The following is a 23,946-nucleotide window of genomic DNA, read 5'->3' on the forward strand; positions in this document are numbered from 1 at the left end:
TAATATATAATTTTTACGTCATTTCTGCATTTTTCCCAATCAGAACAGCAGAATTAACCCGGGATTTCATTCCGTTTTTGAGACATAAGCAGGGAATTCAATCTGTCAAGCTCCCTGATCAGCCTTTTATTGTTTTCTATCTGCCGGTCCGCCTGGATCCTGTATGCTTCCAGATCCTTCTTCTTTTCCTCGAAAAAGGTTTTATATTCTTCCTGATATTCTTTCAGCAGCGTTTCCCCTGCCTGTCTGTAGCCGCGCCAGACCTGATTCAGATTCTGACGGCATTGTTTTATGATGGGATCGGCGCAGTCTGCCACTCTCTTTTCCACTTCCACCGCAGTTTCTTCTCTCTTTTTCCAGAACCAGATCCTTCCTGCCGCCCCGATCAAAAGTCCGACCACATTAAAAGAAGCTACAAGAAACGCCCACATAGCATAACTGTCCGATCCGGTTATAACATCGTTATAAATACCCGTCGAACTGACAGCCGGAACCTCTTTTTTCTTTGCCAGAAAAACACTTTTGCTGGTATCTATCACTTTTCCCGTAAGAGAATGGAAGTCTCCCGTATTATACCGGTAACGGTCCAGCATCTCGCCGGTTTCTGTTACAAGTTTTGTATATTCTTTCTCATAAAGCTGATCCAGGCTGTTTCCGGCCTGCTGGCACAGCTTTTCAATCTCGCGGGTCATTTCTTGCATCCGGCTGTTGAATCTGTCCTTCAGATAGGAATTGATTCCATCCGAATTCCCCATGCTTCGAATACTCTGTCCCGCTTCTGATCTGGCCGCGTTCACCTTATCCCTTATGATTTTCTCCAGACTGTCTTTCGATCTTCTTACGGGACCTGCCAGGGTATCATGATATTTTTTCATGATCTTTTCATATTCCGCCGTCAGATTGTCGTAAGAATATGTCTCCACGGCTTTTTTCGCCCGCAGTATGTTTTCCTGCTCGGAGGAGATCCCGGCTTTCAGTTCCGACAACAGATTTTCCATCATCTCCGCGGTCTTGGCCGCCACCAGCTGCTCCCTCCTTCCGCTCAGAGAGGCGAATATCTCCAGAAGCATCTGCTCAAATTCTGCGGTCCACCGGCTCTCTGCGGCAGAATTTTCAAAATAATCCCTCAGGGCTTCGGCAGCCGCGCAGCCGTATACCTTCGGGTGTTCCAGGCCGAAATCGTTCTCCAGACGGCCTTCTACGAAACGGATCAGCTTTTCCCTCTCTTTTTCCGGGGCAAGGTCCATTTTCGTAACCACAAATATAGAATCCGCCAGCAGATGCTTCGCATTTTGTTCCAGAAAAACAGTAAAATCATGCGTGTAGACGCAGTAGCACGGAAACAGGATAATCGCGGCGTCCGCCTCTTCCCGAAGGACATTCTGAGTCTGCAGGATATGTCCTTTCGCCGACTCCTCGCCGGGATTCACGCCGGGCGTATCCACGATGCAGAATCCGGGATATCCGCCCTGGCCGGGAAACGATATCCGCACCTTCTGAATCACAGCTTCCAGTTCGCTGGTAGTCGTCAGGTAATCGATCAGCTCCCCTTCTTTCTCCGGAAGTTCTCTTTTTGCAATATTCCGAAACCATTCTCTGCCTTCCCGGTTCAGCGCATGCGCCTTCCCGTCCGTTCCGGTCAGGGTAATCTGCGCCCCCGCGCCGCTGCCGTTCCAGTCAATGAAAGTAGGGACCGCGGTCGTGGGCAATACATCCATCGTCAGAAGCGGGCGTTTCAGCACCGCATTCAGAAATGTGCTCTTTCCGCAGCTGAAATCTCCGATGATTGCCAGTTTCATATCCGGATACCGGATTCTCTGCCTGACGGACGCAATGCGCTCCAGATACTGATTTCTTTTTTCCTCATCCAGCTCTAAGATCAGTTGTTCCAGATCCCGTAAGATTTCTTCGATGATTTCATTCACGGTCGATTCCTCCCCTCCAGACAGTATGCCAGATACCTCACATACAGCTTCCGGTATTCCCGGTTTTTATGGATTCTTGACTGGATCCCGATCAGGACCAGTGTCTGCGCCTCCGGTTCCGACACCTCTGCCTGATTCTGTATTTCTTTTTCCATTTTTCCGGCCCATTCGCCGATCGCCGCGCTGCCGCTGCACCGTTCAAAAATTCCGCCAAATCCCAGCAGTATCTCTATATCTCCCGCTATCTTCTTCACTTCCACCGGAACCGGCGTCCCTTTCAGATACTCAGAGCAGACTTTTCTGGCCGTTCTGGCTCTTTTTTCATCCAGCAGAGGCATCTTCCCGTCCAGGCTGCGGATCAGCTCCTCGTCCAGCGTACTTGCCGACTGGTCCACCAGACGGTTCTTCAGAAGGACCGCCAGGCACTGTCCTATGTACTTTCGGTTGTCACCGCGAAGATCTGTCCTCTGATATATAAACGGACAGGCTTTTTCTTTTCCATAATAATCCACCCTGCAAAGAACCGGTTCCGTCCACTGGCTCTGATAAACCACTGCCGTCCCGGCCGGGAGCTTCGCCAGTTCCTGCTGCTGCCATTCTGTCAGCGCGACGGAATCTCCGGCAATCCGCCGGTCATCCCGGTCCGGAAGCATGAAGAACACCTTTGTCCGTGTATTGCGGATCGCGGACTGATCCATCACAGACGGCGACTGGTCCGCGATCACGAAACCTTCCCCGTAAGTACGCATCTCCGCGATCGCGTTCGTGATCATTTCCGCCGACGCGGCTTTCATATTGCCCGTATCGGCCGATACCGGCCCTGTCTGTCTGCGAAGCAGATGATGAGCCTCCTCCAGCAGCGTAAGATGTCTCAAGGGGCTGTTCATCTCTCCGGAACACATGCGGTGTTCGGTCAGGCGCATGACAAGCACGCCCATGATCAGAGCTCTCGTTTCCTCTGAACCTACCCGGCTGATATCCACGATGACATTTTCATCAAACAGGCCTCTGTCTCCGATCTCTTCCCGTCCGAACACCGTGCCGTAGATGCCGTTTGTCAGCGACTTCACACGCGTTACCAGGGCTCCGGTATAGTTTCCCTTCACCTCGCCGGAATAGGCGGAGCGGCCGATCACCTCCGGAAGCTTTTCCAGCAGGTCCGCAAAGCCGGGAAACTCTCCTCCTTCCGGGCAGTCGCCCACCATCATGTCAAATCCTTTGTCTCTGTAGATTTCCTCCACCGCGTCTTTCAGTATGGCGGGCATGGCAGAATACAGCGGCCATGCCGCCTGGAAGATCGCCATGAGGCGGTCGATATGCTCCAGCACATGGATACCGTCCGGATAGGCGAACGGATTGACGCGCAGCGGCGGCGCATAGCGGACGTTGGTCCCGTATACGCGGAATCCGTCCCGGCCTCCGAACACCCTGGCATATTCGCCTTTCGCAGGTTCAATGACCAGCGCTTTCACTCCCTGGCCCACCGCCTGATCCAGAAGCTGGTAGCAGAAATTAGATTTTCCCACGCCGGTGGCTCCGGATACGAAAAGATGGCTGGTCAGGCCGTTCAGGCCGAATGACACCTCCGTATACGGATCTTCTTTCCCCATATGGGTGACACAGCCGATCCTGGCGCGTCTGTCTTCTGTATCTTCCGCTCCCGGGCCGCCGCACAGGATATCTCTGGCAAAGGCCGCGTGAGAAGACACATGAAAGCCGGGAAGCGATTTTTCCGGCAGACAGAAATAAGCAGGCATATCGGACAGGCCCACCGGCTGTCCCGCCTGTATCCTGGGAAATCCGGACTCTTCTCCAAACGAAAAGACCGGGTGCGCGCCTCTGAGCAGATAACGGCGGATCTGTTCCACCTGTTCTCTCTCCGACCACTGGTAGATCCCCGAGGATTCCTTCATCCCGCCGGAAGAAGATACAATGGACCGGTACAGATTTGCCGCGGACACGGCAGTCTCCGTATCTCCCGCGATAAAATATCCCGCCACCCGGAAAGCCCCTTCGTGCTCCAGCCTGTCCAGACGGCGGATTTCACGTTCGATCTGATCCAGAAGCCCGGAGACGGACCGGTTGACACAGCTTCTCTGTGTGCTGCGGCTTAAGGTCGTGCCTCTTCCCAGATTATACCCCTCTGCCTTTGCCTTGCTGTCCGCCGCGGATTCTGTCCGTGTCTCGGTCTTGCTGTCTGCCGTGGATTCCTGTTCTGTCTCCGTGACAGACTTCGGACGCCGGGCAGCGTCTGCTCCCATCCATGCGTCTGCTTTTTTCAGCGCGTTGGTAACAGCGGGCGCGTAAAAAAGGCCTCCCATCCCGGCCTGCATCCAGCCCCCCATCCCGGCCGCGATCAATGTGCCCGCAGTCTGCAGTGCCGCTTCATGTTTTTCCGCCTGTTCATCTTCTTCAACAGCCTGCTCGCTTCTGCTCGTACCCAGAGTCTTTGTCTGGCCCGTGCTTATCCCGGTACTCAGGGTGATGGACCTGGAAATCGTTTCCGATACGCTTACCCCGTAACTCTCTGTCTCTCCTTCCGACATGGACACTTCCTGTTTTTGGAACGGAGATATCTGGGTGTACAGAGACTCCAGGCTTTTCCGTGCCCGGACTATCTCACCGGCGTCCATGCAGTCTGCCAGCAGGATCATGGAAAACGGCCTGCCCCGCATACCGTCGATCAATACATCCAGCCGCTCTCCCGGCACGTTTCTCTGATCCGTTTTTTCTTCCGGGAATCCGGATATGGCGGCTACGGTGATTTTTTCATCCTCCGGAAGTATTCTCTTAAGCATCCCTCTGGATTCTTCAAACTTCATATTCTCATACCGGCAGCCCGGAAAGATCCCCTGAAATGAATTCAGAAATGTACGGTATCCGGAGGATAACCTGTCGTACCGGTCCGCGCTGACCCCCAGATACAGATTGACCCGGTCGGTCTTCCCCTCCAGAAAGAGGACGGCGCTGATCCCCCGGCCCCGCAGCGCGCCGTAGACGGTCTTCAGTTTCTCCGCCACTGACTGTTCTTTTTCATAGACAAAACTGTCCAGACGGATCAGGCGCAGATTATTTCCCGGAACGATTCCGGCAAGTTCCTTCTCCATCGGCAGGATCCCGGCATCGTCCAGCCCGGACAGATAACCCTTCCTTACATAAATCTCCGCTTTCGCCACTGCCTCATTGATAACTGCGGATACTTCGTTTTTTTCCTGATATGTTGCTAATTCCGCTTTCATTGCCGCCCCCTGTTTCATGAAAATATCTGTTCCGCTTCCCTGCGGGCATTCTCCCATGTCTGTCTGTAATGACTGTATTCCTTCTTTTCACATGCAAGGACTATTTCTTCCGTAATATCCAGAAGCTGTTTTCTGACCCCTCGCAGCCGCTCCGCCGTCATGCCGTCTTTCCCGGCGTCTTTCAGCTGATTGCTCAGATACTGCAGTTCCATCATCTCTTTCTGCACCGGGACAAACGGTATCCGGTTGTCGATAAACTGCAGGACGAGCCGGGAGATCTTTTCCGGCTGCCACTGTTCGCGGAAAGACAGCCGGTACAGTCCGGCGTCAAACCCGTTTTCCTTTACCGTACGTTCCTGTTTCTTCAGTTCTTTTTCCACGCGCCGGTAATCCGGCTCTGTTCCGCAGAAACGGATCAGCAGTTCGTCGTCGTTCAGATACTCCATCAGTTCCGGCAGGATCCCGTCCCACCGCTGATAGGACACGGTCCTGCGGGGCAGCCATTTCTCTATGGATTTCCCCACAAAAAAATCTTTCAGCCTTCCGTCCCCGCCGTAGTGCCAGCTGCCGTCTATGGTCAGACCGGCCTTTTCTGTATAAGGATTATAGATCATGTCTATTTTTTTCATGTCGTCACGCTCCGTTTTTAAGGCCGCTGCGCTCCACACGGCGCAGCGGCCTTTTCCAGACAGATTATATTGCTACATCATATTTCCGGCTGATCTGTTCCGCTTCGGCCGCGATCTTCTGCAGTTCTTCCGCCGCCTCGTTCCGCCTCCGGATTTCCAGATCCTTTTCGTCCTTTTCCTTGGATATCCCTCCGATCGTCGCGTTGATCAGCGCTTCTTTCTGCTCGACGTCCGCTTTCAGCGCCGCGGACATATCGCTGCAGACCTTGCCCAGATGCGCGTTTACATTTTTCATGATGCTGTCCACATTTTTCCGCTGGTCTTCTGTGGCCTTGGCAAATTCTTTCCGGCTGTTTTCCGTCACGGATTTCATAATCTTTGCTTTCTGTTTTTCCGTATTGGAGCTGAGTATGCTGATCAGATCTCCCAGAATGATCGCCCCTATGAAAGCAGGGAGGCTGACGGCCACGCCCATGGCAAGCAATGTTCCCGTAACTACTCCGATCCCTGCCTGAATCGCGACGCTCTTCGCGAGAACGCCCTTTCCATAGGCAACGCTCATGGCCCCTGTGTACCAGTCTCCCGTGAGCACTCCGAAACATACGCCCAGAGCCGCGCTGGACACCGCCCCTGAGTTTCCTCCCTTCACAGTTCCGTCCGTCAGTATCACATCCACATCGTTCAGCTGTTCCGCGACCGTTACCAGGTCTTTCTGAATCCCCTCCATACACTGCTGTTCCAGTCTGATCAGATAAGGAGACAGCTCGCGGCTGAGCCAGCGGTTCATCTCTTTTCTCATCCTTCTGGAATATTCTTCCATACATTCCTGCTGGAGCGCTTTGGCCTTCTTTCTGGCTCCCACCGGGTTCAGTTTTCCAAAGCTTTTTGCCAGCTCCCCATCCGGTTCGTAGTCTTCCAGATCTACCTGGTCAGCCAGTCCGGAGATGTATTCTTCTACTTTTGACTTCACCTGCGGGTAACACCCGTTCATGGCAAGACGGAACGATTTTTCCGTGGATTCGGCGTTCATCTTCGCGATCTCCAGCTGCTTTCTGGCGTTCGCGATGCGTCTTTCCAGTTCTCCGGAATCCACTTCAGCGGCTTTATTGCGCGTCCCGGCCTCTTTCTGCATTACGGCGGCATAGCCGGCGATGGCGCCTGACATCACGCGGATCTGGTCACGGCCTTTATTTTCCACAAGGTATTTGGTCAGGAATTTTTCCAGCCCGTCGTAGCCGGACTGTACCAGCAGCTTCTGGTCATGCTGCATCTTCGCCCTCAGGCCGTCCAGAGACGACAGGAAATGTACGGATTCCTCTCCCAGATCGCCGTGCTTCAAAGCATGCCCGATCAGCACCTTCCTGATCTGTTCCACCTTTGCCGGAGGCTGGCTGCTGATGATATCATAGAAGGAATACCCGAAAATAATATTCCTGAGCCCCAGTCCGTTGATCTCGTTCAGCTGTTTCATATCCTCTTTCTGGTATGCCTGCTGGGAATTCATCAGATAAATGATCGCGTCCGCCGTCGGCAGATACCCTCTGGTGATGTAATCGTTGCTGTACGGGTCATTGATACCGGGAGAATCCACCAGTACGACGCCGTCCTTCAGGATCTCCAGCGGCCAGTGGATCACCATCTTTTCAAATTTGGAGCGGATCTTGTCGGAATCATCCGCTTTGCAGTTCATGCCCGCTTCGTTGTCGATGGAGGCGTACTTCGCGATCTCCTCGCTGGACGGATTGACAAGGGTGAAGGGAGTATCCCCTCCTTCCCACTCTCCTTTTTTCGGATACAGCGTCACCTTTTTTTCCGTGCTGTAGTGCATCTCCCCCAGCACTGCCGTTTCCGGCAGGAAACCGGTGGGCAGCAGTTCCTCTCCGATCAACGCGTTGATCATACTGCTTTTGCCGGAAGAAAAGATCCCCATGACCAGCACCACGAACTTCTCTCCGGTCTTTTCCTTCGTCTTGGCCAGATCCTCTTTCCAGACTGTATTTTCCGGCGCGATAACCGCCGCGCACTGCTCCTCCCTCGAGATCAGCGCCGCCAGTTCTTCCAGGACTTTTTTGTGTTCTTCCATTCTTGCCATAACAGGTTCCTCTCTTCTTTCATTCATATTTTGTATCGTCCAGCAGCTCCCGGCACCGGGCAAGCAGCGAATTCAGTTCCTCTGTCCTGCGCTGCGCCGCGCTTTCGTCCGCCTGAGGCGGCTGCAGCGCTTCTGCCCTTTTCCGGATCGTGTCTGCCAGTTTTCCATAGTAATCTCTCACGGAAGCGGACAGGGCGTCTCCCAGATTTCTCAGATTCATCCGGCTGTATTCCCGGATCTGCTGTTCCCAGAGTTTTTCCGACTTTTCTTTTTTGTCTTTCAGATACGCCGAGCCTCCGATCCCCGCCGCCGCTACGGTCCCGGCCACTCCCAGCGTCGTGGGGATCGGCAGCAGCAGGAACAGTCCCGCCGCGATCCCTGTTCCAAGCAGGATCCGGGAATCCCCGGAGTACTTCGCTTTTTCGATCTGGAGTCTGTACCCCGGTTTTGTCACACTGGTCATCAGCACAAAATCCGCGTCCGTCAGGTCGAATCCGGTGGTCAGGCCCAGATTGACCGCGCGTTTCATCATATCTCTGCAGTCCTCCCGCATCCTGGTTTCGATCTGCTCTTTCTGGCTCTCCGCCAGAGACTGTATCTTTTCCTCCATCAGCCTCGGAATCTGCTTTCTGATCCAGTCCTCGTCAAACTGCGCTTCTCTCGCTGATGCATACAGTTCTTCGCTGACAGCGGCCTGCGCCCTTTCCGTATTTTCTCTCACCTTTGTCAGGAGTTCGTCGCACCGTTCCAGCATCTGCGCCCGCAGCCTTCTCCATAAAGCCTGCTGTTCCTGTGTTTCCAGAGTCTTTCGGGCATGTTCTTCCATGTCCTGTCTGCTTTTCACGGCCGCGCCGCGGATCTGTTCCCGGATGGCCGCTTCCAGTTCCCCGGCCGCCTCTCTCCGGACGGCCTCCATATGTTCCCTGCGCAGCAGCTCCCGCTCCTTCCAGGACGGAAGGGCGCGGCGGAAAGTTTTTGCCGCCTGATCCCATCGGACGTCTTTCAGCACCAGCGGGGCAGGCACGCCCAGCCCGGCACATATTTTCTCCGCGTAGTCCTCTACCTGGTCCGACGAATCCTCGTCCAGCAGATCCATCTTGTTCAAAACCACCTGTACCTTCAAAAAAGACAGGGCGCGCACCGCTTCCATATCTGCCGCTGTAAAAGGAGCCACAGCGGAAATCACATAAAACACCACGTCCGCCAGGTCCAGTATGCGCTTCGGCTTTCCGTCTTCTTCCAGAATGTCGTCCAGCTTCATCTCATACAGCACCGCGTCTTCATTGTTCCACTCCCGGTTCGCGACTGTCCGGTTCTCAAAACCGTTTTCCTCCTCTGCTTTTTCAAAGACGACTCTCAGCGGCTTTTCCTTTTCGCTGAGAAGCCCCGGCTCCCGAAGCACCGTTCCCGTGATGCCGTTCAGGACCGTCGTTTTCCCGCAGTTCATGCCTCCGGTCACAAACACTCCCGTCTTTGTCCGCTCATTAATCTGCCGTATCCTTTCCGAAGCAGTCCCGGTCAGGTCTTTCCGGCCCGCCTTGTCGGCAATCGCCTGCAGTTCTTCAAAATTGACCATTTTATTACCTCCCTGAATTATTTATTGGAGTCCGGACAGTCTTTTTGCCACATGTGCGTACCAGGCGTCAGAGACAGGAAGCTGCTCTCCACCGGAAAGTTTTACCATGCGGCCCGCCTTGTCCAGCGCTTCAATATATATGATATTTACGATATAGCTTTTATGGATGCGGAGAAAACATTCCTCAAGCCCGCTGTCTTTAAGTCTTCTTTCTATCTCGGAAAGCTTCGCGAAAACACTGCATTCTTCCCGGCTCCTGGTGTGGATCTCCACGTATTTCAGACTGCTCTGAAAATACAGAATATCCCGCACGCCGAACACATAGCTGGTCTTCCTGGTCTCATAGAAGAATACTTTTCCGGATCCCGTAATCTCTCTCAGCAGTCCTTCCAGTTTCCGCCCGAAGACGTCCGGTTCCTGTTCCCACAGATAAAAAGAGATAGGCCTGGACGGAAGCAAAGGCTCCAGATCGCATTTTTTTGACTTATAGTAGCAGATCCTGCAGTCCGGATTAAAAGAATAGATCTGTTCGCCCATATGCCGGCTTTCCGGACTGTCCAGAGATATCAGCGCCAGCTGCATCTTCAGGGCATAAGTCTCCATCTTTTCCGCTGCCGACGCGTCTGTCATCCAGAGGATCTCGAAGTCACGGTCCGTCCGCACGGAACAGCTCACCAGCCTTTCCCTCATCTCCCTGATTATCTCTTTTCTGGTGTCATACACGCCTATGCAAAACAACATTTAACCTCCATACAGAATATCCGGTCTCAGTATCTTTTCTGTCTCTCTGCATTGATCCTGGTATTGACCCACCAGTATTTCCAGTTCTTTTTCCGGTCCTGTAAATCCCAGTATCCGGTCCGCGCGGGCATACAGGTTTACAAGAGCCGTCTTCCCCGCTTCCAGCACATAATCCGGATCCATGACGCACACAGGCCGGTCCGGCTCCTCTGCCGGCCCTTTACGCAGATCACGGAAACAGACAATCTTCCTGTCCGGAAGCAGCAGTTCCAGTTCATACCGGTCCGGGAATATCAGGACCCGGCCCGGGCGGAAAATCCGGCGGTGCAGCAGATACCTCAGATACAGCGCGCCGTTTTCCAAATAAAGATAAGGTATCCCCGTCTGCATCTGTATGGGGATTTCTCTCTCCCAGAGAGGATGCCTGCGCAGTTCTTTTTCAATCATTTCCAGAGTCATGGATCATCTCCCTTTTGAAGAATCAGTACGCGTCTTTCGCCCGAGTCCCACGCTCGCAGGAAACGTGTCAGAGGATATGTCTCAAGATCCGTGCCCTCCCGGCTCTCCCGCATCCGGGCGACCGTCACTGTTTCTCTGCCCGGCTCGGACAGATCTATCTTTTCCACGCTGGCTATCATATTTGCCGATATCCCGGGCAGCCGGTCCGCGTCCGGACGCTGCAGCACACAGTCGCTCAGCGTACACAGGACCTTCTCATCCGCGTCCAAAGCCTCTGTCAGATCCTCCAGAGACGCCTCTGTCCCCTCTTCCATAACGAGCTCCCTGTCACGAAAAAACATTCTCAGTCTGTGCCAGGAAATATTTCCTTCCGGATCCATGGCTCCGCTTTCCCGGATTTCCCGCATGCTCCCGGCCAGCCACGCTCCGTCCGAATCCTCGTCTCCGCAGATCATCCGGTCTTCCTCGCCGTATTCTTCCGAAGTCTCCGCCGCTCCGACGCGTTCCAGATAGATCCCTTCTTCCAGACGCTCTACACCTTCCAGGCCATCGAACAGGTCCTGTATGTCAAACCTCTCTATCATCCCGACTGTCCTTTTCCGTCACCGGATGCCTTCCTTCAGCGCCTTTTTCGCAGCTTCCGGTTCACGGATCAGCCAGTCCAGGGTTAAGACCGCGCCGGTGAACATCATGTCATAGTCTCTCATAAGACTGTTCAGCGAATAACCGCTGTATTCCGTATCGTCTGATTCTTTCCCCGTATCCAGCCATTCCTGAAGCAGCGGCTTTAATTCCTCGCTGATCCCCTGCAGCTGTTTTTCTATCACCTCCGCCCGCTTTTCCGGGCTTCCCTGGCGTTCCATGACAATATCTTTGATTCTTCCCATCGTTTTACCTCCTACAGGCCAAGTTCATTGATCACAGTCTCAGCAAATACCCTTGCGTCCACTTCCACCGGCTGCGTATAATATTCCAGATACCCTCTGTCCTTAAATATCAGACGGTCCCCGTTGTCATAGCCGAGATCTACATTATTTACTTTCCAGGAATCTACCAGTTCCTGGCTCTGCTCTACCCTCTCCACATACAGATTATAGTCCTGATATGCATGTCTGCCTTCATGAAGCAACGTATTCAGAGTCTCTGTATATCCGTCATAAGAATTATCCATCAATGAATGGTCCGCAATGCGCAGTGTTGTTCCGTCAAAGGTTCCCATCAGAGTATCTTTCTCAAATGCAGCCATCTGCACATCCATAGGATCCCTCATGGCGATCTCGGCCACCTGCTGTTCCAGTTCATTCAGCGCCGCCACACGCTGTTCCCCGTTCAGTTCTACCCAATTTTCATACCGCAGTTCCGGAATGTCCAGAAACGCTTCCCGTATCTCCGCCGCCTGTACTTCAGAAGATGGGGCGAATTCCTGCGTCTCATCCGTCCGCATAAACATGGGCCATTCTGCATCATTGACCTCGGCAGCCGCTTCGTCAATCTCCATACCCTCCAGATTGTTTAAAATTTCCTGCATAGCCGTGCTCCTCTCCCGTTTATTTGCCTTTATCTTATCTATTTCTCTTCGTATTTTATCAATTGTTCTTTTTCAGCCATCAAAACTGCATAATTATTTTATTACAGCATAGATTAATTATATCAATTTCCACAAAACCCTCCCACTAAAAAACTCCCATAAATTATGGGAATTCCATAACTTATGGGAGTTTATTTCTCACTTATTTTCCTTCAGCGCGCGAAACACATGCTGCAGCTCTTTTTTGTTGTCCAGCTTCAGCTTTTTCAGCACCTGGGTTTTTTGATTGGCAATCGTCTTGGAGGAGGAATGGGAGCGGTCTTCTTCTCCCATCAGGATGTCAAACACGGCGCGTTCCGCCGGCGTCAGGCAGGACAGCGCCGACTGCAGCAGGATCCTTTCCTGCCCTGTCGTCCCTTCTGCCAGCGCGTAGATATTCTCCACCAGCAGGGAGATCTGTTCTTTCATGATGTATCCGGAAGCGAACGACTGCGCCACCACATTTTCGATAATCTCCTGGGAATACAGCGCCGTAAGGATCAGTACTTTCGCGTCCGTCTTAATCCGGATCTGCTTGGATGCCTGGATGCCTTCTTCATAGGTATTCCCCAGATGAAGGTCCATCAGCACAATGTCCGGCTGCAGACGGCACGCCGTTTTCACCGCTTCTTCCCTGCCGCCGCAGACGCCGACGACCTTCAGCCGTTCATGCAGTTCCAGCTCATTTTGAAGCAGCCAGGCAAAATCTTTATCGTTTTCCACAATCAGTATTTTAATGATCTGTTCCATTTTCATCTGTCTCCGTCTCTGCGGAAATATTTCTCCCCACAGGGATGCACAAGATAAAAGCCGTCCCGTGGTTCTCCGGGGACATACTGCTCTTTACCTGAATATAACCCCCGTGGGCACGCACTACATTCTGGCAGTAATACAACCCCATGCCCATATGTCTGCCGTCGGAATAACCGCTGTGATACAGCTCGAAGATATGGTTTATCTGGCTCTCCGGGATCCCCCGCCCGGTATCCCGCACGCTGATCAGCGCTATGTTTTTCCGCGGTTTCCGGTATCCCAGCTCAAGGGTCCCATCCTCTCCCATAGCATCCAGCGCGTTTCCGACCAGATTGTTCAGCACCTCTTTCATGTGGGAATAGTCGCATCTTAAGACTGCCCCCGGGGGATCCACGCAGATTTCCACATTCCCTTTCCAGCCATGGGCCGTCTCTTCCGCTGCCGCCTGAAGCAGTTCTTCCGCTTTTACATCCGTCAGGGACAGCATAATCTTCTGTGTATAAGAATTACTCCTTCTGACAAATTCCTGAATATGTCCGACGCTGTGCTCCATGATCTCCAGTTCTCTGTCCGCCCCGGGGATCTTCATCCTCCGCAGGGAATTGGTGCACATCTCCAGTTTTATCAATTCATTCTTCAGCATATGGATCACGTAACGGATATTTTCCGGCACCTGTTCAGTCTCGCCGGTCCAGTCAAAGTGGACCCGGTTCAGCCGCATTCCCCAGATCCCGTCGCGGAAAAGATGCCTTACATAGTACAGGAAGAGACCCAGAATAATCAGCGCGTTGCCCTGCCACAGCTTGTAAAGGCTCTCCAGCTCCAGAAGATGTACCAGGAAAAGCGTAAGCAGCCAATACCATAACGGCAGAAGCGCGATCAGCGACACAAGTCTCCGCTGGCGGAAACGAATATCCTTACGTTCCTTTATCAAAGTAAACAGAATCGGAACCGTCGCCAGAATTCCGTATAACAGGTTATAAACCGCCACTACCGTATAGGCCATAGGATCGCTCAAAGGGATTTCCCGCGTCTGGCTCCACGGATAAAGCATGCCGAAACAGACCACCGGTACGAAAAGCAGTACGCAGAGCATACGGAACAAAGAGGGGTGCCTGCGGTCCATACGGCAGAAATACAGACTGAAAACCACCACGCAGGGCATAGCCAGATAATACAGCACCGCCGTCAGGATCGAGTTGAGCAGTTCGTCCAGCGCATAATCCACCTGAAAAAAAGTGACCTGAATCCCCTCAAAGATTCCTCTGTAATATATATACTCTTTGAAAACTCCTATACTCAGCAAAAATCCGCAGATACACGCCCACTGATTCACTTTGTTCTCCGGGCTGGAAAGATAGATCAGAAAATATAGCGCCCAGATCAGGACCGTGAAAAGGAGCAGGATTTCTGCCGGCAATCCTGAAAAATTATGCATAACATATTAAGTATATCGTGCTGATTTCCGGCATGTCAATTCATTCGCCGAAAACGCCAGCCTTTTCCTATAAAATTTGGGATATTTCGGCAGTCGCCGGAACTGCCGCCGGGCCTACAGGCCCAGCAGCATGGTTGCGAATTGGAAATAGATAAGAAGGGACAGAGCGTCCACAATCGTCGTGATAAACGGGCTGGCCATCACCGCCGGGTCAAAGCCGATCTTCTTTGCCACCATAGGCAGGATGCAACCGGTAATCTTTGCCACAAACACTGTGACCACCAGTGTACAGCAGACAGTCAGCGCCACCATAACCGCCAGACGGTCAAAAAGCATCAGCTTCGCAAAGTTCACAACCGCCAGCGTAAATCCGCACAGAACCGCCACCCGTACTTCTTTCCAGATCACTTTGAAGATATCTTTGAACTCCAGTTCATTCAGAGACAAAGCGCGGATCACCGTTACCGACGCCTGGCTCCCTGAATTGCCGCCCGTATCCATGAGCATGGGGATATAGGCGGTCAGAACCACATAAGCCGCCAGAGCGTCCTCAAATTTTGTGATGATAAAACCGGTTACCGTAGCAGAAATCATCAGGATCAAAAGCCAGGGAATCCGGTTTTTGTAAAGCTCCGCAACCGGAGTTTTGATATACGGTTTCTCCGACGGCATCATAGCCGCCATGATCTCCATATCCTCGGTGGTTTCTTTTTTCATGACATCCAGAACGTCGTCCACCGTAATAATACCCACCAGATGATTCTCACCGTCCACCACCGGCAGCGCGATCAGATCGTATTTGTCAAATACTCTTGCCACTTCTTCCTGGTCCTCTTTGGCGGTAACAGAGATCACATTTTCTTCCATGATATTCTGGATCAGAGCGTCTTCCCTGGATATGATCAGGGTTCTGATCGACACGGTTCCGATCAGGCGGCTTTCCTGGTCTGTCACATAACAGTCGTTGATCGTCTCTTTCTCCAGTCCTGTCCTGCGGATGCTCTTGATCGCCTGATCCGCCGTCATGGTGGGACGCAGCTTCACGAACTCCGGAGTCATGATGCTTCCGGCCGTATCCTCCGGATATTTTAAAAGCTCATTGATCATCCGGCGCATATCCGGATCTGCCTGTCTGAGGATCCTTTTCACCACATTGGCAGGCATGTCATCCACCAGGTCCGCCGCGTCGTCGGCGCACAGTTCGTTCACCACTTCTTTTAATTCCCGGTCGGAAAATGCTTCGATCAGCATCTGCTGCAGCTCCGGCTCCATCTCCGCGAACGTATCCGCCGCCTGATCCTGGGGGAGAAGACGAAACAGGATCGGCAGCGTCTGTTCAGGGACAGAACCAAATAATTCTGCGATGTCAACCGGGTTCATGGTCAGCAGAATGTCTTTGATGGAACTGTATTTTCTGTTTTCTACCAGCGTGGTCAGCGCGCTGTTCATAACTGACTTGTCTTGCATTCGTCCTTCCTCCATTTCTTTCGCTATTTCCGGCAAAGTCGCTGCGGTACGATCCTCGCGGAGCGTTTTTGTGCAAAACGATTGCTCCGTGCTGACGCACTCCCGCAATCGCCATGCGACATTCGCAATCCGGGCTCCCGCCGCTGGACGGATTTTTAAAATAGAATCCTGCTTTGCAGGATTCTCCGCCTGCGGCGGGCCGCCCCAGCGGCATTTTTCATATCCGCCGCAGCGCGATCCTCGCGGAGCGTTTTTATTTACTGGGCGCTTATAGTGCCCAGTAAATAAAAAATCCCGTGCGAAGCTTGAACTTCACACGGGGGAAATCTCTCTGGTGCAACCGTCCAAGCTTTAGCATCGCAGGGCGGTGAAATTGCATTAGATGATACCTTCGTTTCGATATCGCCTGTTCAAACCAACGCATGATGTCTCCATCATTTTGCGGCAGCAACCCATATCCCTGCGGTAGCCTTACCTACCGGATCTATCAACTTGTCACTACGTCCAGTGTACTTCTATTGCACAGACTTGTCAACCCTGAAATCAGGGCTTTCCAGTATATTTTCCAGCCTCTGCAATGCGGGAAATACCTCCGCCCAGAAGCCGACAGTACGCAGTCCCTGGCGCAGCACCAGCAGCAAAGCCGCAAACGCCGCCAGCTTCCATAGGATGGGAAGTCCCGCGGCGATCCCCGCCGCGGCCAGGATCACACACATCACCGCAGCCGGGCCATACAGGATCCATTCCACAGCATGGGACATCTTGGACACATGAAACTCTATCTGCACGGTTCCGTCCTTCCAGATCCCCTGCCCCTCCGGTACAGCGATCAGAAAAGAGAAGGGAAACTTACGTTTCAGAAAAATCCGGAACGTATCTCCGTTCTCATAATAGTTCTCAAAATATCCCTCTTCTCCTGTGTCTTCCCCGATCGCTTTGCGGGCCGTCTCCCTGCTTCCTGTATAGGACAGCTCCGCCGCATATCTGGCCCTTAAAAAATGTATCATCTTCCCAACAACCCTTTCAGGACACGGTCCAGCCGGAACAGCTCCTCATCTGTCACCATTGCTTCCAATGCCTCGATATTCGGATCGGAATGTTCGATCTCTCTGGCATAACGGTAAGCGATCCTCACCTGATCGTCCAGTGTAAAGGTCTTCCCGTTCTCCAGCCAGACGGCCATACCCATCTCCCGGATCAGCATGGTGCTGACCACCGCCAGCTTGATCTTGCCGTACGCGTTTTCATCATAGACCGCGCCGCAGAAATACACAAAAATAAAATACATCAGAAGCTGTTCATACTCTGTCTCCCGGTCTTTCATATACCCGGCAAATTCCCGGCATGCTTTCCGGTAATCTTCAAGCCCCATATCATGATACAGCCGAAGCTCCTGATATTTTAAGAAGGTTATCCATTCCGGCTTTAACACTTCCAGCCGGTACAGTCTCCTCCACATCCGGCGCATCTGAATACGCGCTTCCAGCGGATGATTCTGATAAGCGGAAAACTTTTTATCCGCCTGACGCTGAAATGCTTTCGTGCGGCACCACTTCAGGAAATCATCTACCTCGTAGAGCTGCTTCCGGCCGATCCTGGACTGCAGGTCATGGCCCGCGGCAAGGATCCCGGCCATACGAAGCTCAATTCCCTGATCCCTGTCCTGGATCCTTTCATAGAGAAAATCCCGGATTTCCTGGAGTTTTGTAAACAGGAAGAAATCAAACCTTTCATATTCTTCCTCCGGAGTTTTTCTGAAGGAAGTCTCAAATGTGAGCTTTTCTTTGTCGCCCAGTATCATCCTGGCCGCCGCCGGACAGGACAATGACAGAGAAATCTCTCTCAGGTTCTCAAATTCCTCATAATGCCTGGGATAACGGGTACAGGTTTTGCAGAGCATACCGGGGCCTGCCTCAATATAAATATCGCACAGGTTCTCATCATTCAGGAGCGCGCAGCGCCGGTGGTACTGATCAAACGACTTTGTCTCCCAATCCACAGAATTGCGCAGGCGGTTGCCGAAAAATCCCGGATACTTCCGGTATTTTTTCAAAGACACCGGGTCGATCGCAATCTTCCAGCCCGCGCAGCAGGTATCTTCGCACTCTCCCGCTTTACATTGAAAATCATAAAAATATTTTGGATACAAATATTCCATCCGGCACACTCCTTTCTGCCTGACCGCTATCTGGTCAGGATCTCATAGCCGTCCTGCGTCACCGCCACCGTCACTTCCCACTGGGCAGACGGCATTCCGTCCTCTGTATAGACTGTCCATCCGTTGCTGTCATCCACATATACCTCCGGGCCTCCCATATTGATCATGGGTTCTATGGTAAACACCAACCCGGGTACCATGATCTCTCCAGTACCCTTTGCGGCTACATAACTGACCCATGGTTCTTCATGAAACTGAAGACCCACGCCATGCCCGCCGATTTCTTCCACTACAGAATATCCCCTGCTCATGGCATACATGTGTACCGCATGTCCCATATCTCCCAGAGGTTTCCAGGGTTTTACTTCCAGAAGTCCTGCCTGTACCGCTTCTTTTGCCGCCTGTACCAGACGTTTCTTGTCTTCACTTACATCCCCGATACAGAACATTCTGGAAGCGTCAGAAAAATATCCGTTATAGATTGTGGAAACATCCACATTAATAATATCCCCTTCTTTCAGGATCTCTTTCTCATTCGGTATTCCATGGCATACCACCTGGTTCCGGGATGTACACACGCTTTTGGGAAACCCTTCATAGTTCAGCGGAGCAGGAACTCCTCCGGCGCGGGTAGTCTGTTCATAAACCCATCGGTCAATCTCTTCCGTAGAGATGCCGGCACATATGTGTTCCTGCACATAATCCAGAACTGCCGTGTTGATTCTGCCGCTCTCTCGGATTCCTTCCAGTTGAGCCGTACTTTTTACCAGGACATTTCCCGTTTTCAATATTCTCTTTCTTCTGGTCATCCGATGCACCTCACTTCACATCTTTTCCGATGAGAACGACCTTTCGGGCAAATACCGGATTCACCGCATATTTATAGATGTCATGATATTCCTCAAAACTTACATCTTTTCCGTCAGACATAAGCTCCATGGGTACGCCGCACAGGCTGATCCGAATCCCGGTTTCCTGCATGCCTCCGCGCAGATAGAAATTCTTCCTGTGGACTCTCTGGATCTGATTGGAAGCTTTTTCATCCGGTGTCTCTATTTCCAGAAGGAAACGTTTGTCTTCATACCGTTTTTTCAGCATCTCCAGCGCCCTGGATCCATAATTCTGTCCCCGGAACACTTCTGACACCGCGAAATAATCCAGCAGTACCAGATCTTTATACCTTGCGGTAATGGCAAGTCCCACCAGATAACCCTGATCTGCGATGACAAGCATCTCCATCATCCCTTTCGCCGCCATCCTACACATGGCGCTGAAGGGTTTACGTTCTGCTTTGGGAAACGCTCTCAGATACAATTTTTTCATCAATTTTCTCTCTCTTCGATTTGCCTGTCTGATTTCCATCTCTATTCAACCTCTCTTGCTATTCCATTTTTATCAAACCAGATACCGGAAGGCTCCATCTCCTCCATATGTGTCTGCCAGGCGTCCGCTTCCTGCGGATCTGTCAAAAGTCTTGTATAATATCCCTCCTGCCGGGCAGGTACCGGAGTCACTTCCAGATACTGTTCCTCATCATTTCCATAAAAATGCAGTTCCAGCAGGGTAGTATCCAGTGTTTTTTCATTAAACCAGTAGTTTCCCAGACTGTAAAACACCGGCGTTCCATTGAAATATTCCGCGCCCTGCAGACAATGCGGGTGAGCACCCAGCACCACGTCCGCGCCGGCTTCCGCCAGCGCTCTGGCTCCTTCCGTCTGCGCTTCTTCCAGTTTTTCACTGTACTCGGTACCCCAATGGATATAGGCGATGACAAAATCCGCATTCCTGTCCGCTTCTTCCACCGTACTCAGAAGATTTTCCATCTCATAGCACCGGAACACGCCGGGCGTATTTTCTCCTGCCTCCGGAGTCAGAATATATTTTTCCGCGCATGTGGCAGATACCACAGCTACAGTTTTACCGTCAAACGTTCCATACCAAGGGGCCTGCGCCTCCTGTGCGTCCGCGCCCGCTCCCACTTTGGGCAGGCCCGCCTCTTCCAAAACGGAGAGCATATCCAGAAACGCTTCTTCTCCATAGTCAAACACATGGTTGTTGGCCAGATTAACCAGATCCACACCCAGTTCTTTCAGTATCCCCACATGATCCGGCGATCCCCGGAACGTATATGCCTTGCCTTCCATGGGTGCCCCCGCATCCGACAGGCAGCATTCCAGATTCAGGCACATCAGGTCTGCGGTCTGCATCCGTTCAATCAACTGCGGATCGATACATCCGCGGATCCCGTTCTCCTGTTCCCGGTAGTAGTCCATCGTACCCCAGTCATCTCCCAGGTTGATATCCCCGGCAAAAGCCAGTGTAAAATCATATTCGTGAAGATCCGGTTCTTCCTCCTGCACTGCCAGATCGCCGTTTCCGGCATCCGGATCTTCTGTACCGCTTTCCGGGGACAATGCTTCCTCCGGCGCCGTCTCCGCCGGGCTTTCTTCCGGCATGCCGGCCGGCTGTCCGCATCCGCCGGTCAGAAATACGCAGGCCAGCATGCATGCAAATATCCTTCTTTTCATCCGGCGCCTCCTGTCTTCTTCAGCCGGGCAAACATCATGTCTGTCAGTTCTGGGATGCCTGCCCCGCTCCTGGCTGACATGTAAATCCGGTCGCCCCGGACTCTGGGCAGTTCTTCTTCCCCCAGTCGGAGATCTGCTTTATTATAGACATAAATCACGGGGATGTCGCCCGCCCCCAACTCTTTCAGCGTCTCCTCCGTCACCTGTTTCTGACGGATATGATCTTCATCGGAATCGTCCAGCACCAGCAGCAGCAGATCTGCTTCTCTGGCCTCATCCAGCGTAGACCGGAAAGCTTTTACCAGTCCTGCCGGAAGCTGATGAATGAATCCTACCGTATCCGACAGCAGAAATACCCGCTCCGGCCCCGCCTGGATCCTGCGTACCGTCGTATCCAACGTGGCGAACAACATATCTTTTTCCAGAACTTTTCCGGCGTCATTCCTCATATAAGTCTCCAGCATCCGGTTCATCAATGTGGATTTCCCCGCGTTGGTATAACCTACCAGCGCAACTCTGGGAATCCCGCTCTGCCCCCGTTTCCGGCGCTGCGTTTCCCTCTCTGTGGATATCCTATCCAGCTCCCGGCGCAGTTCCGCCATCCTTTTTTCTATCCGGCGGCGGTCCAGCTCCAGCTTCTTCTCCCCGGCTCCCCGATTGGCAAGTCCGCTGCCTCCGCCCTGACGGCTGAGTGCCTTGTGCATCCCGGTAAGTCTGGGCAAAATATATTGAAGTTTTGCCGATTCCACCTGCAGACGCGCTTCTCTGGTCTGTGCCCTCCTGGAAAAAATCTCCAGGATCAGCGTCGTACGGTCCAGAATCGGCAGGTCCAGAATATTCTGCAGATTCCGCAGCTGAGACGGCGTCAGGGAACGGTCAAAGATCAGAACATCCGCCGGTTCCTGTTCCAGCAGATCCTGCAGTTCACCAATTTTTCCCCTCCCCATATATAAGGCATTGTGCGGTTTGGCAAGATTCTGAGTCATCTGCCCCATCACTTCCATCTGACACGCCTCGGCCAGACTTTTCAGTTCCTGCATGGAACGTTCAAAATTTTCTCCATCGTTCAGATTCACCCCGAGCAAAAAAGCACGTTCCTTATTATCTGTCAATCCTGTGGTGACTCCTTTCTCTGTTCTCCCACGCACATCCGGAGCACATCTCCGGTGATTTTAAATCCCTGGCGGATACTGTCCGATTCTATATATTCTTCCAGGGTATGAAGGCCTGCTCCTGCAACAGTACCTATGCAGACCGCGGGAATCCCCATGGAAAGCGGAATGTTCGCATCTGTAGAAGCTGCCTTATCCGGGATTTCTCTTTCCGTATATTTCCTGAGAACCCTGCGGCAGGAATCTGCAAGCTCTTTCTGCCTCTGTCCGTCCACACCTCTGGCACAAGGTCTGATACCGATACATGTCGCCTCTGCCGACACGTCTCCGTCCTGTGTTTCGTCCAATGCCTTCCGGAATCTCTGTTCCATCTCGTCCATGCACCCGGAATCTTCCGACCGGTATTCATATGTAAAAACAGCTTCCGAAGCGATGGCGTTGATCACAGTGCCTCCGCGGATCGTTCCTACATTCCACGTAGCTTTTCCCGATCCCCGTCCCTCATTTTCATATAGTCTGGTTATCAGCCGTGCAGCTTCCGCAATCGCATTCTTACGTCCGAAATCCTCATAAGAGTGGCCGCCCGGTGTGCGGACGCGGACCTCATAGCGGGCTGAACCGACGGCCCGGCAATACACCGCTTCCCGGTACAGATCAAAGCAGACTGCCTGGTCTGCCGCATATCCATAATCCTTAAAGATCTGGCGGCTTCCTTTCAGATTCCCCAACCCTTCTTCTCCTACTGTAGCGGCAAACAGAATCCCATGCTCCGGGATCCAGCCTGATCTGGCCGCTTCTGCCGCCGCCATCAGCATACATGCCAGATTGGCGGTGTCATCCCCGATACCGGGACAATACAGACGCCCGTCCTCTTCCCGGATCTGCAGCCGGGTATCTTCCGAAAAGACCGTATCCATGTGCGCCGTAAATACAGTCAGATGTTCCTTTTTCCGGCTCCAGAGCCAGCAGATGTTTCCGGCCTGGTCTTCATACACATTTTCGGCTCCCTGCCTCTGAAGCCACGCTTTGATGTAATCCGCACGTTTCTGTTCCTGTCCTGCGGCTGCCGGGATACAGGCAAGATCACAGATTAACCGACGTGTCTCCGTCTCCATAATATAGTCTTTCAAAAACTCATACATCTCCTGTTCCGTAGGAGGACAGCCGTCCAGATGATGCGTGAACCCTGCCGTACATCTGCCCACTCCGAGTACGCCGTTCTTTCCCCGGAATCCCTGGCCAATGCAGACCTTTTCTTTAAAATTCTTTAAAAAGCCTTCTTTTTCCAGCATATCCAGCGCCGGGATCAAATATCCGTAACAGGCGCTGCATGATTCCACTTCCTCCGCCATCTCTGCCAGCTTCAAGACTCTCCCAAGTTCCGGAAGCTCCGCCGCATGCTCCGGCTTATTCAATTCCCGGATCACCGCGCGATCCAGATCACTGCTGCCGGCGCCCAGCGTCTCCGCCATGCCGATATACGGCACGTCCCTTGTCTGATAATGCAGGAAACGGCAAACATACGCGTCGCAGAGAACCGGATCCGCGGCAGCCAGAAGTCGGTTCATCTCCGTGGGATTTCCTCCGTCTTCAAAACTCAGATCGCCGCAGATATTGTCCACCAGGATAAAATCCTGCCGGATCCCCAGCGCCAGATGGGCGATCGGACGGTGCAGCCCCATGGCATGAAATCTGCGCTTCTCCCCGTTGGGCAGGAGTCCTTTCATATTTTTGAGAGCGCAGGTAATCCGTGTCTGGCAGTGCCCTTTCAGTACCGGTACATTAATCATAAAATCCACGTGCTCTGCACAGCGGCAGATATGAAGTTCCATGCCTCCGCAGTCTTTCGTCACGCTTTTTTCTTTCTGCGCGTCGATCAGCTCCACATGAAAACGCTCTGCCAGTTTCCGGTAACCGCAGACCTCAAAAGCTTCCTCTGTCCGTCCGCCCACCCAGGAGCCTTCCATGATGGCCAGATTGTAAAACCCGTGCCGCTGCAGATACCGGATCAGTCCCTCCACCACTTCCGGATGAGTCGTTCCTCCTTCAGAAGCCGGTGAAGCAGATACTAGATTGGGCTTGATACCGATTCTTTTCTCTCTGTCCCCGATCATGCCTGCCAGATCCGCCTCCTGCAGCAAGCGTTCTGTCATGTCTATATATTGTTTTCCATGGATAATATATATTTCATTTCTTTTCATACTGCATTCATTGTAGCACAGACGGCCGGGTATTTACAATGGCTCTTTCTCTTTCTTAAGA

The 23,946-nt window shown here is 52.5% G+C and carries 20 protein-coding genes and 1 riboswitch; all 20 genes read right to left on the minus strand.

Features of this window, described 5'->3' with window-relative positions:
* Positions 1–53: 53 nt before the first annotated feature.
* The 20 genes from B5F29_RS08945 to B5F29_RS17055 all read right to left on the minus strand — a co-directional run bounded on the left by B5F29_RS08945 (position 54) and on the right by B5F29_RS17055 (position 23,885).
* Positions 54–1,925 carry a dynamin family protein gene (locus B5F29_RS08945; RefSeq protein WP_087154278.1) on the minus strand — a complete coding sequence of 624 codons (1,872 nt, stop codon included), beginning with the start codon at positions 1,923–1,925 and terminating at the stop codon, positions 54–56.
* Positions 1,922–5,164 carry an ATP-binding protein gene (locus B5F29_RS08950; RefSeq protein ID WP_162608394.1) on the minus strand — a complete coding sequence of 1,081 codons (3,243 nt, stop codon included), beginning with the start codon at positions 5,162–5,164 and terminating at the stop codon, positions 1,922–1,924. The genes B5F29_RS08945 and B5F29_RS08950 overlap by 4 nt, the downstream gene beginning before the upstream one ends.
* A 14-nt stretch (positions 5,165–5,178) precedes the next feature.
* The gene (locus B5F29_RS08955) at positions 5,179–5,793 is read right to left on the minus strand and encodes a hypothetical protein (RefSeq protein WP_087154280.1); all 615 of its coding nucleotides are present in this window, start codon (positions 5,791–5,793) and stop codon (positions 5,179–5,181) included.
* A gap of 64 nt (positions 5,794–5,857) precedes the next feature.
* Positions 5,858–7,885 carry a dynamin family protein gene (locus B5F29_RS08960; RefSeq protein ID WP_206414195.1) on the minus strand — a complete coding sequence of 676 codons (2,028 nt, stop codon included), beginning with the start codon at positions 7,883–7,885 and terminating at the stop codon, positions 5,858–5,860.
* Between the two features lie 19 nt (positions 7,886–7,904).
* Positions 7,905–9,461: a hypothetical protein gene (locus tag B5F29_RS08965; RefSeq protein WP_087154282.1), complete on the minus strand. Its 1,557-nt coding sequence runs from the start codon at positions 9,459–9,461 to the stop codon at positions 7,905–7,907.
* A 21-nt stretch (positions 9,462–9,482) separates the two neighbouring features.
* Positions 9,483–10,202, minus strand: a complete 720-nt coding sequence (locus tag B5F29_RS08970; RefSeq protein WP_087154283.1) for a LytR/AlgR family response regulator transcription factor — start codon at positions 10,200–10,202, stop codon at positions 9,483–9,485.
* Positions 10,203–10,661 (minus strand): hypothetical protein, encoded by a 459-nt coding sequence (locus B5F29_RS08975; RefSeq protein WP_087154284.1) that lies wholly within the window; start codon positions 10,659–10,661, stop codon positions 10,203–10,205.
* Entirely contained in the window at positions 10,658–11,245 is a 588-nt protein-coding gene (locus tag B5F29_RS08980; RefSeq protein ID WP_087154285.1) for a hypothetical protein, read from the minus strand. The genes B5F29_RS08975 and B5F29_RS08980 overlap by 4 nt, the downstream gene beginning before the upstream one ends.
* Positions 11,246–11,263: 18 nt before the next feature.
* Positions 11,264–11,548 (minus strand): hypothetical protein, encoded by a 285-nt coding sequence (locus tag B5F29_RS08985; RefSeq protein ID WP_087154286.1) that lies wholly within the window; start codon positions 11,546–11,548, stop codon positions 11,264–11,266.
* Positions 11,549–11,559: 11 nt separating this feature from the next.
* Positions 11,560–12,189, minus strand: a complete 630-nt coding sequence (locus tag B5F29_RS08990; RefSeq protein WP_087154287.1) for a hypothetical protein — start codon at positions 12,187–12,189, stop codon at positions 11,560–11,562.
* Between the two features lie 198 nt (positions 12,190–12,387).
* Positions 12,388–12,978, minus strand: coding sequence for a response regulator (locus B5F29_RS08995; protein WP_242955618.1), 591 nt, complete (start codon positions 12,976–12,978; stop codon positions 12,388–12,390).
* Positions 12,962–14,317 (minus strand): sensor histidine kinase, encoded by a 1,356-nt coding sequence (locus tag B5F29_RS09000; RefSeq protein ID WP_242955619.1) that lies wholly within the window; start codon positions 14,315–14,317, stop codon positions 12,962–12,964. Before B5F29_RS09000 ends, B5F29_RS08995 begins: the two co-directional genes overlap by 17 nt.
* 216 nt (positions 14,318–14,533) lie before the next feature.
* Entirely contained in the window at positions 14,534–15,886 is a 1,353-nt protein-coding gene (gene mgtE / locus B5F29_RS09005; RefSeq protein ID WP_206414196.1) for a magnesium transporter, read from the minus strand.
* A 328-nt stretch (positions 15,887–16,214) separates the two neighbouring features.
* A riboswitch (M-box (ykoK) riboswitch) is annotated at positions 16,215–16,376 on the minus strand.
* A 25-nt stretch (positions 16,377–16,401) separates the two neighbouring features.
* A complete protein-coding gene (locus B5F29_RS09010) occupies positions 16,402–16,893 on the minus strand; it encodes a hypothetical protein (protein WP_087154290.1) in 492 nt (163 codons plus the stop codon).
* Positions 16,890–18,044 carry a flagellin lysine-N-methylase gene (gene fliB / locus B5F29_RS09015; RefSeq protein WP_087154291.1) on the minus strand — a complete coding sequence of 385 codons (1,155 nt, stop codon included), beginning with the start codon at positions 18,042–18,044 and terminating at the stop codon, positions 16,890–16,892. The genes B5F29_RS09010 and fliB overlap by 4 nt, the downstream gene beginning before the upstream one ends.
* A 26-nt stretch (positions 18,045–18,070) precedes the next feature.
* Positions 18,071–18,853, minus strand: coding sequence for a type I methionyl aminopeptidase (gene map / locus B5F29_RS09020; RefSeq protein WP_087154292.1), 783 nt, complete (start codon positions 18,851–18,853; stop codon positions 18,071–18,073).
* A gap of 10 nt (positions 18,854–18,863) precedes the next feature.
* Entirely contained in the window at positions 18,864–19,406 is a 543-nt protein-coding gene (locus tag B5F29_RS09025) for a GNAT family N-acetyltransferase (RefSeq protein ID WP_087154293.1), read from the minus strand.
* A gap of 2 nt (positions 19,407–19,408) precedes the next feature.
* Entirely contained in the window at positions 19,409–20,572 is a 1,164-nt protein-coding gene (locus tag B5F29_RS09030; protein ID WP_087154294.1) for a CapA family protein, read from the minus strand.
* Positions 20,569–21,684, minus strand: a complete 1,116-nt coding sequence (hflX, locus tag B5F29_RS09035; protein WP_087154295.1) for a GTPase HflX — start codon at positions 21,682–21,684, stop codon at positions 20,569–20,571. The genes B5F29_RS09030 and hflX overlap by 4 nt, the downstream gene beginning before the upstream one ends.
* Complete coding sequence (locus B5F29_RS17055) at positions 21,681–23,885, minus strand: M20/M25/M40 family metallo-hydrolase (protein WP_087154296.1); 2,205 nt, start codon at positions 23,883–23,885, stop codon at positions 21,681–21,683. The genes hflX and B5F29_RS17055 overlap by 4 nt, the downstream gene beginning before the upstream one ends.
* Positions 23,886–23,946 lie beyond the last annotated feature (61 nt).

Origin of the sequence: Lachnoclostridium sp. An196 (genome assembly GCF_002160135.1) — a bacterium.
In the GTDB taxonomy this organism is placed as follows: domain Bacteria; phylum Bacillota; class Clostridia; order Lachnospirales; family Lachnospiraceae; genus Hominiventricola; species Hominiventricola avistercoris.

Coding starts and splice junctions, on each gene's coding strand:
- B5F29_RS08950 (WP_162608394.1), bottom strand. CDS start 5,164: ATGAAAGCGGAATTAGCAACATATCAGGAAAAAAACGAAGTATCCGCA.
- B5F29_RS08955 (WP_087154280.1), bottom strand. CDS start 5,793: ATGAAAAAAATAGACATGATCTATAATCCTTATACAGAAAAGGCCGGT.
- B5F29_RS08960 (WP_206414195.1), bottom strand. CDS start 7,885: ATGGCAAGAATGGAAGAACACAAAAAAGTCCTGGAAGAACTGGCGGCG.
- B5F29_RS08965 (WP_087154282.1), bottom strand. CDS start 9,461: ATGGTCAATTTTGAAGAACTGCAGGCGATTGCCGACAAGGCGGGCCGG.
- B5F29_RS08970 (WP_087154283.1), bottom strand. CDS start 10,202: ATGTTGTTTTGCATAGGCGTGTATGACACCAGAAAAGAGATAATCAGG.
- B5F29_RS08975 (WP_087154284.1), bottom strand. CDS start 10,661: ATGACTCTGGAAATGATTGAAAAAGAACTGCGCAGGCATCCTCTCTGG.
- B5F29_RS08980 (WP_087154285.1), bottom strand. CDS start 11,245: ATGATAGAGAGGTTTGACATACAGGACCTGTTCGATGGCCTGGAAGGT.
- B5F29_RS08985 (WP_087154286.1), bottom strand. CDS start 11,548: ATGGGAAGAATCAAAGATATTGTCATGGAACGCCAGGGAAGCCCGGAA.
- B5F29_RS08990 (WP_087154287.1), bottom strand. CDS start 12,189: ATGCAGGAAATTTTAAACAATCTGGAGGGTATGGAGATTGACGAAGCG.
- B5F29_RS08995 (WP_242955618.1), bottom strand. CDS start 12,978: ATGGAACAGATCATTAAAATACTGATTGTGGAAAACGATAAAGATTTT.
- mgtE (WP_206414196.1), bottom strand. CDS start 15,886: ATGCAAGACAAGTCAGTTATGAACAGCGCGCTGACCACGCTGGTAGAA.
- B5F29_RS09010 (WP_087154290.1), bottom strand. CDS start 16,893: ATGATACATTTTTTAAGGGCCAGATATGCGGCGGAGCTGTCCTATACA.
- fliB (WP_087154291.1), bottom strand. CDS start 18,044: ATGGAATATTTGTATCCAAAATATTTTTATGATTTTCAATGTAAAGCG.
- map (WP_087154292.1), bottom strand. CDS start 18,853: ATGACCAGAAGAAAGAGAATATTGAAAACGGGAAATGTCCTGGTAAAA.
- B5F29_RS09025 (WP_087154293.1), bottom strand. CDS start 19,406: ATGGAAATCAGACAGGCAAATCGAAGAGAGAGAAAATTGATGAAAAAA.
- B5F29_RS09030 (WP_087154294.1), bottom strand. CDS start 20,572: ATGAAAAGAAGGATATTTGCATGCATGCTGGCCTGCGTATTTCTGACC.
- B5F29_RS17055 (WP_087154296.1), bottom strand. CDS start 23,885: ATGAAAAGAAATGAAATATATATTATCCATGGAAAACAATATATAGAC.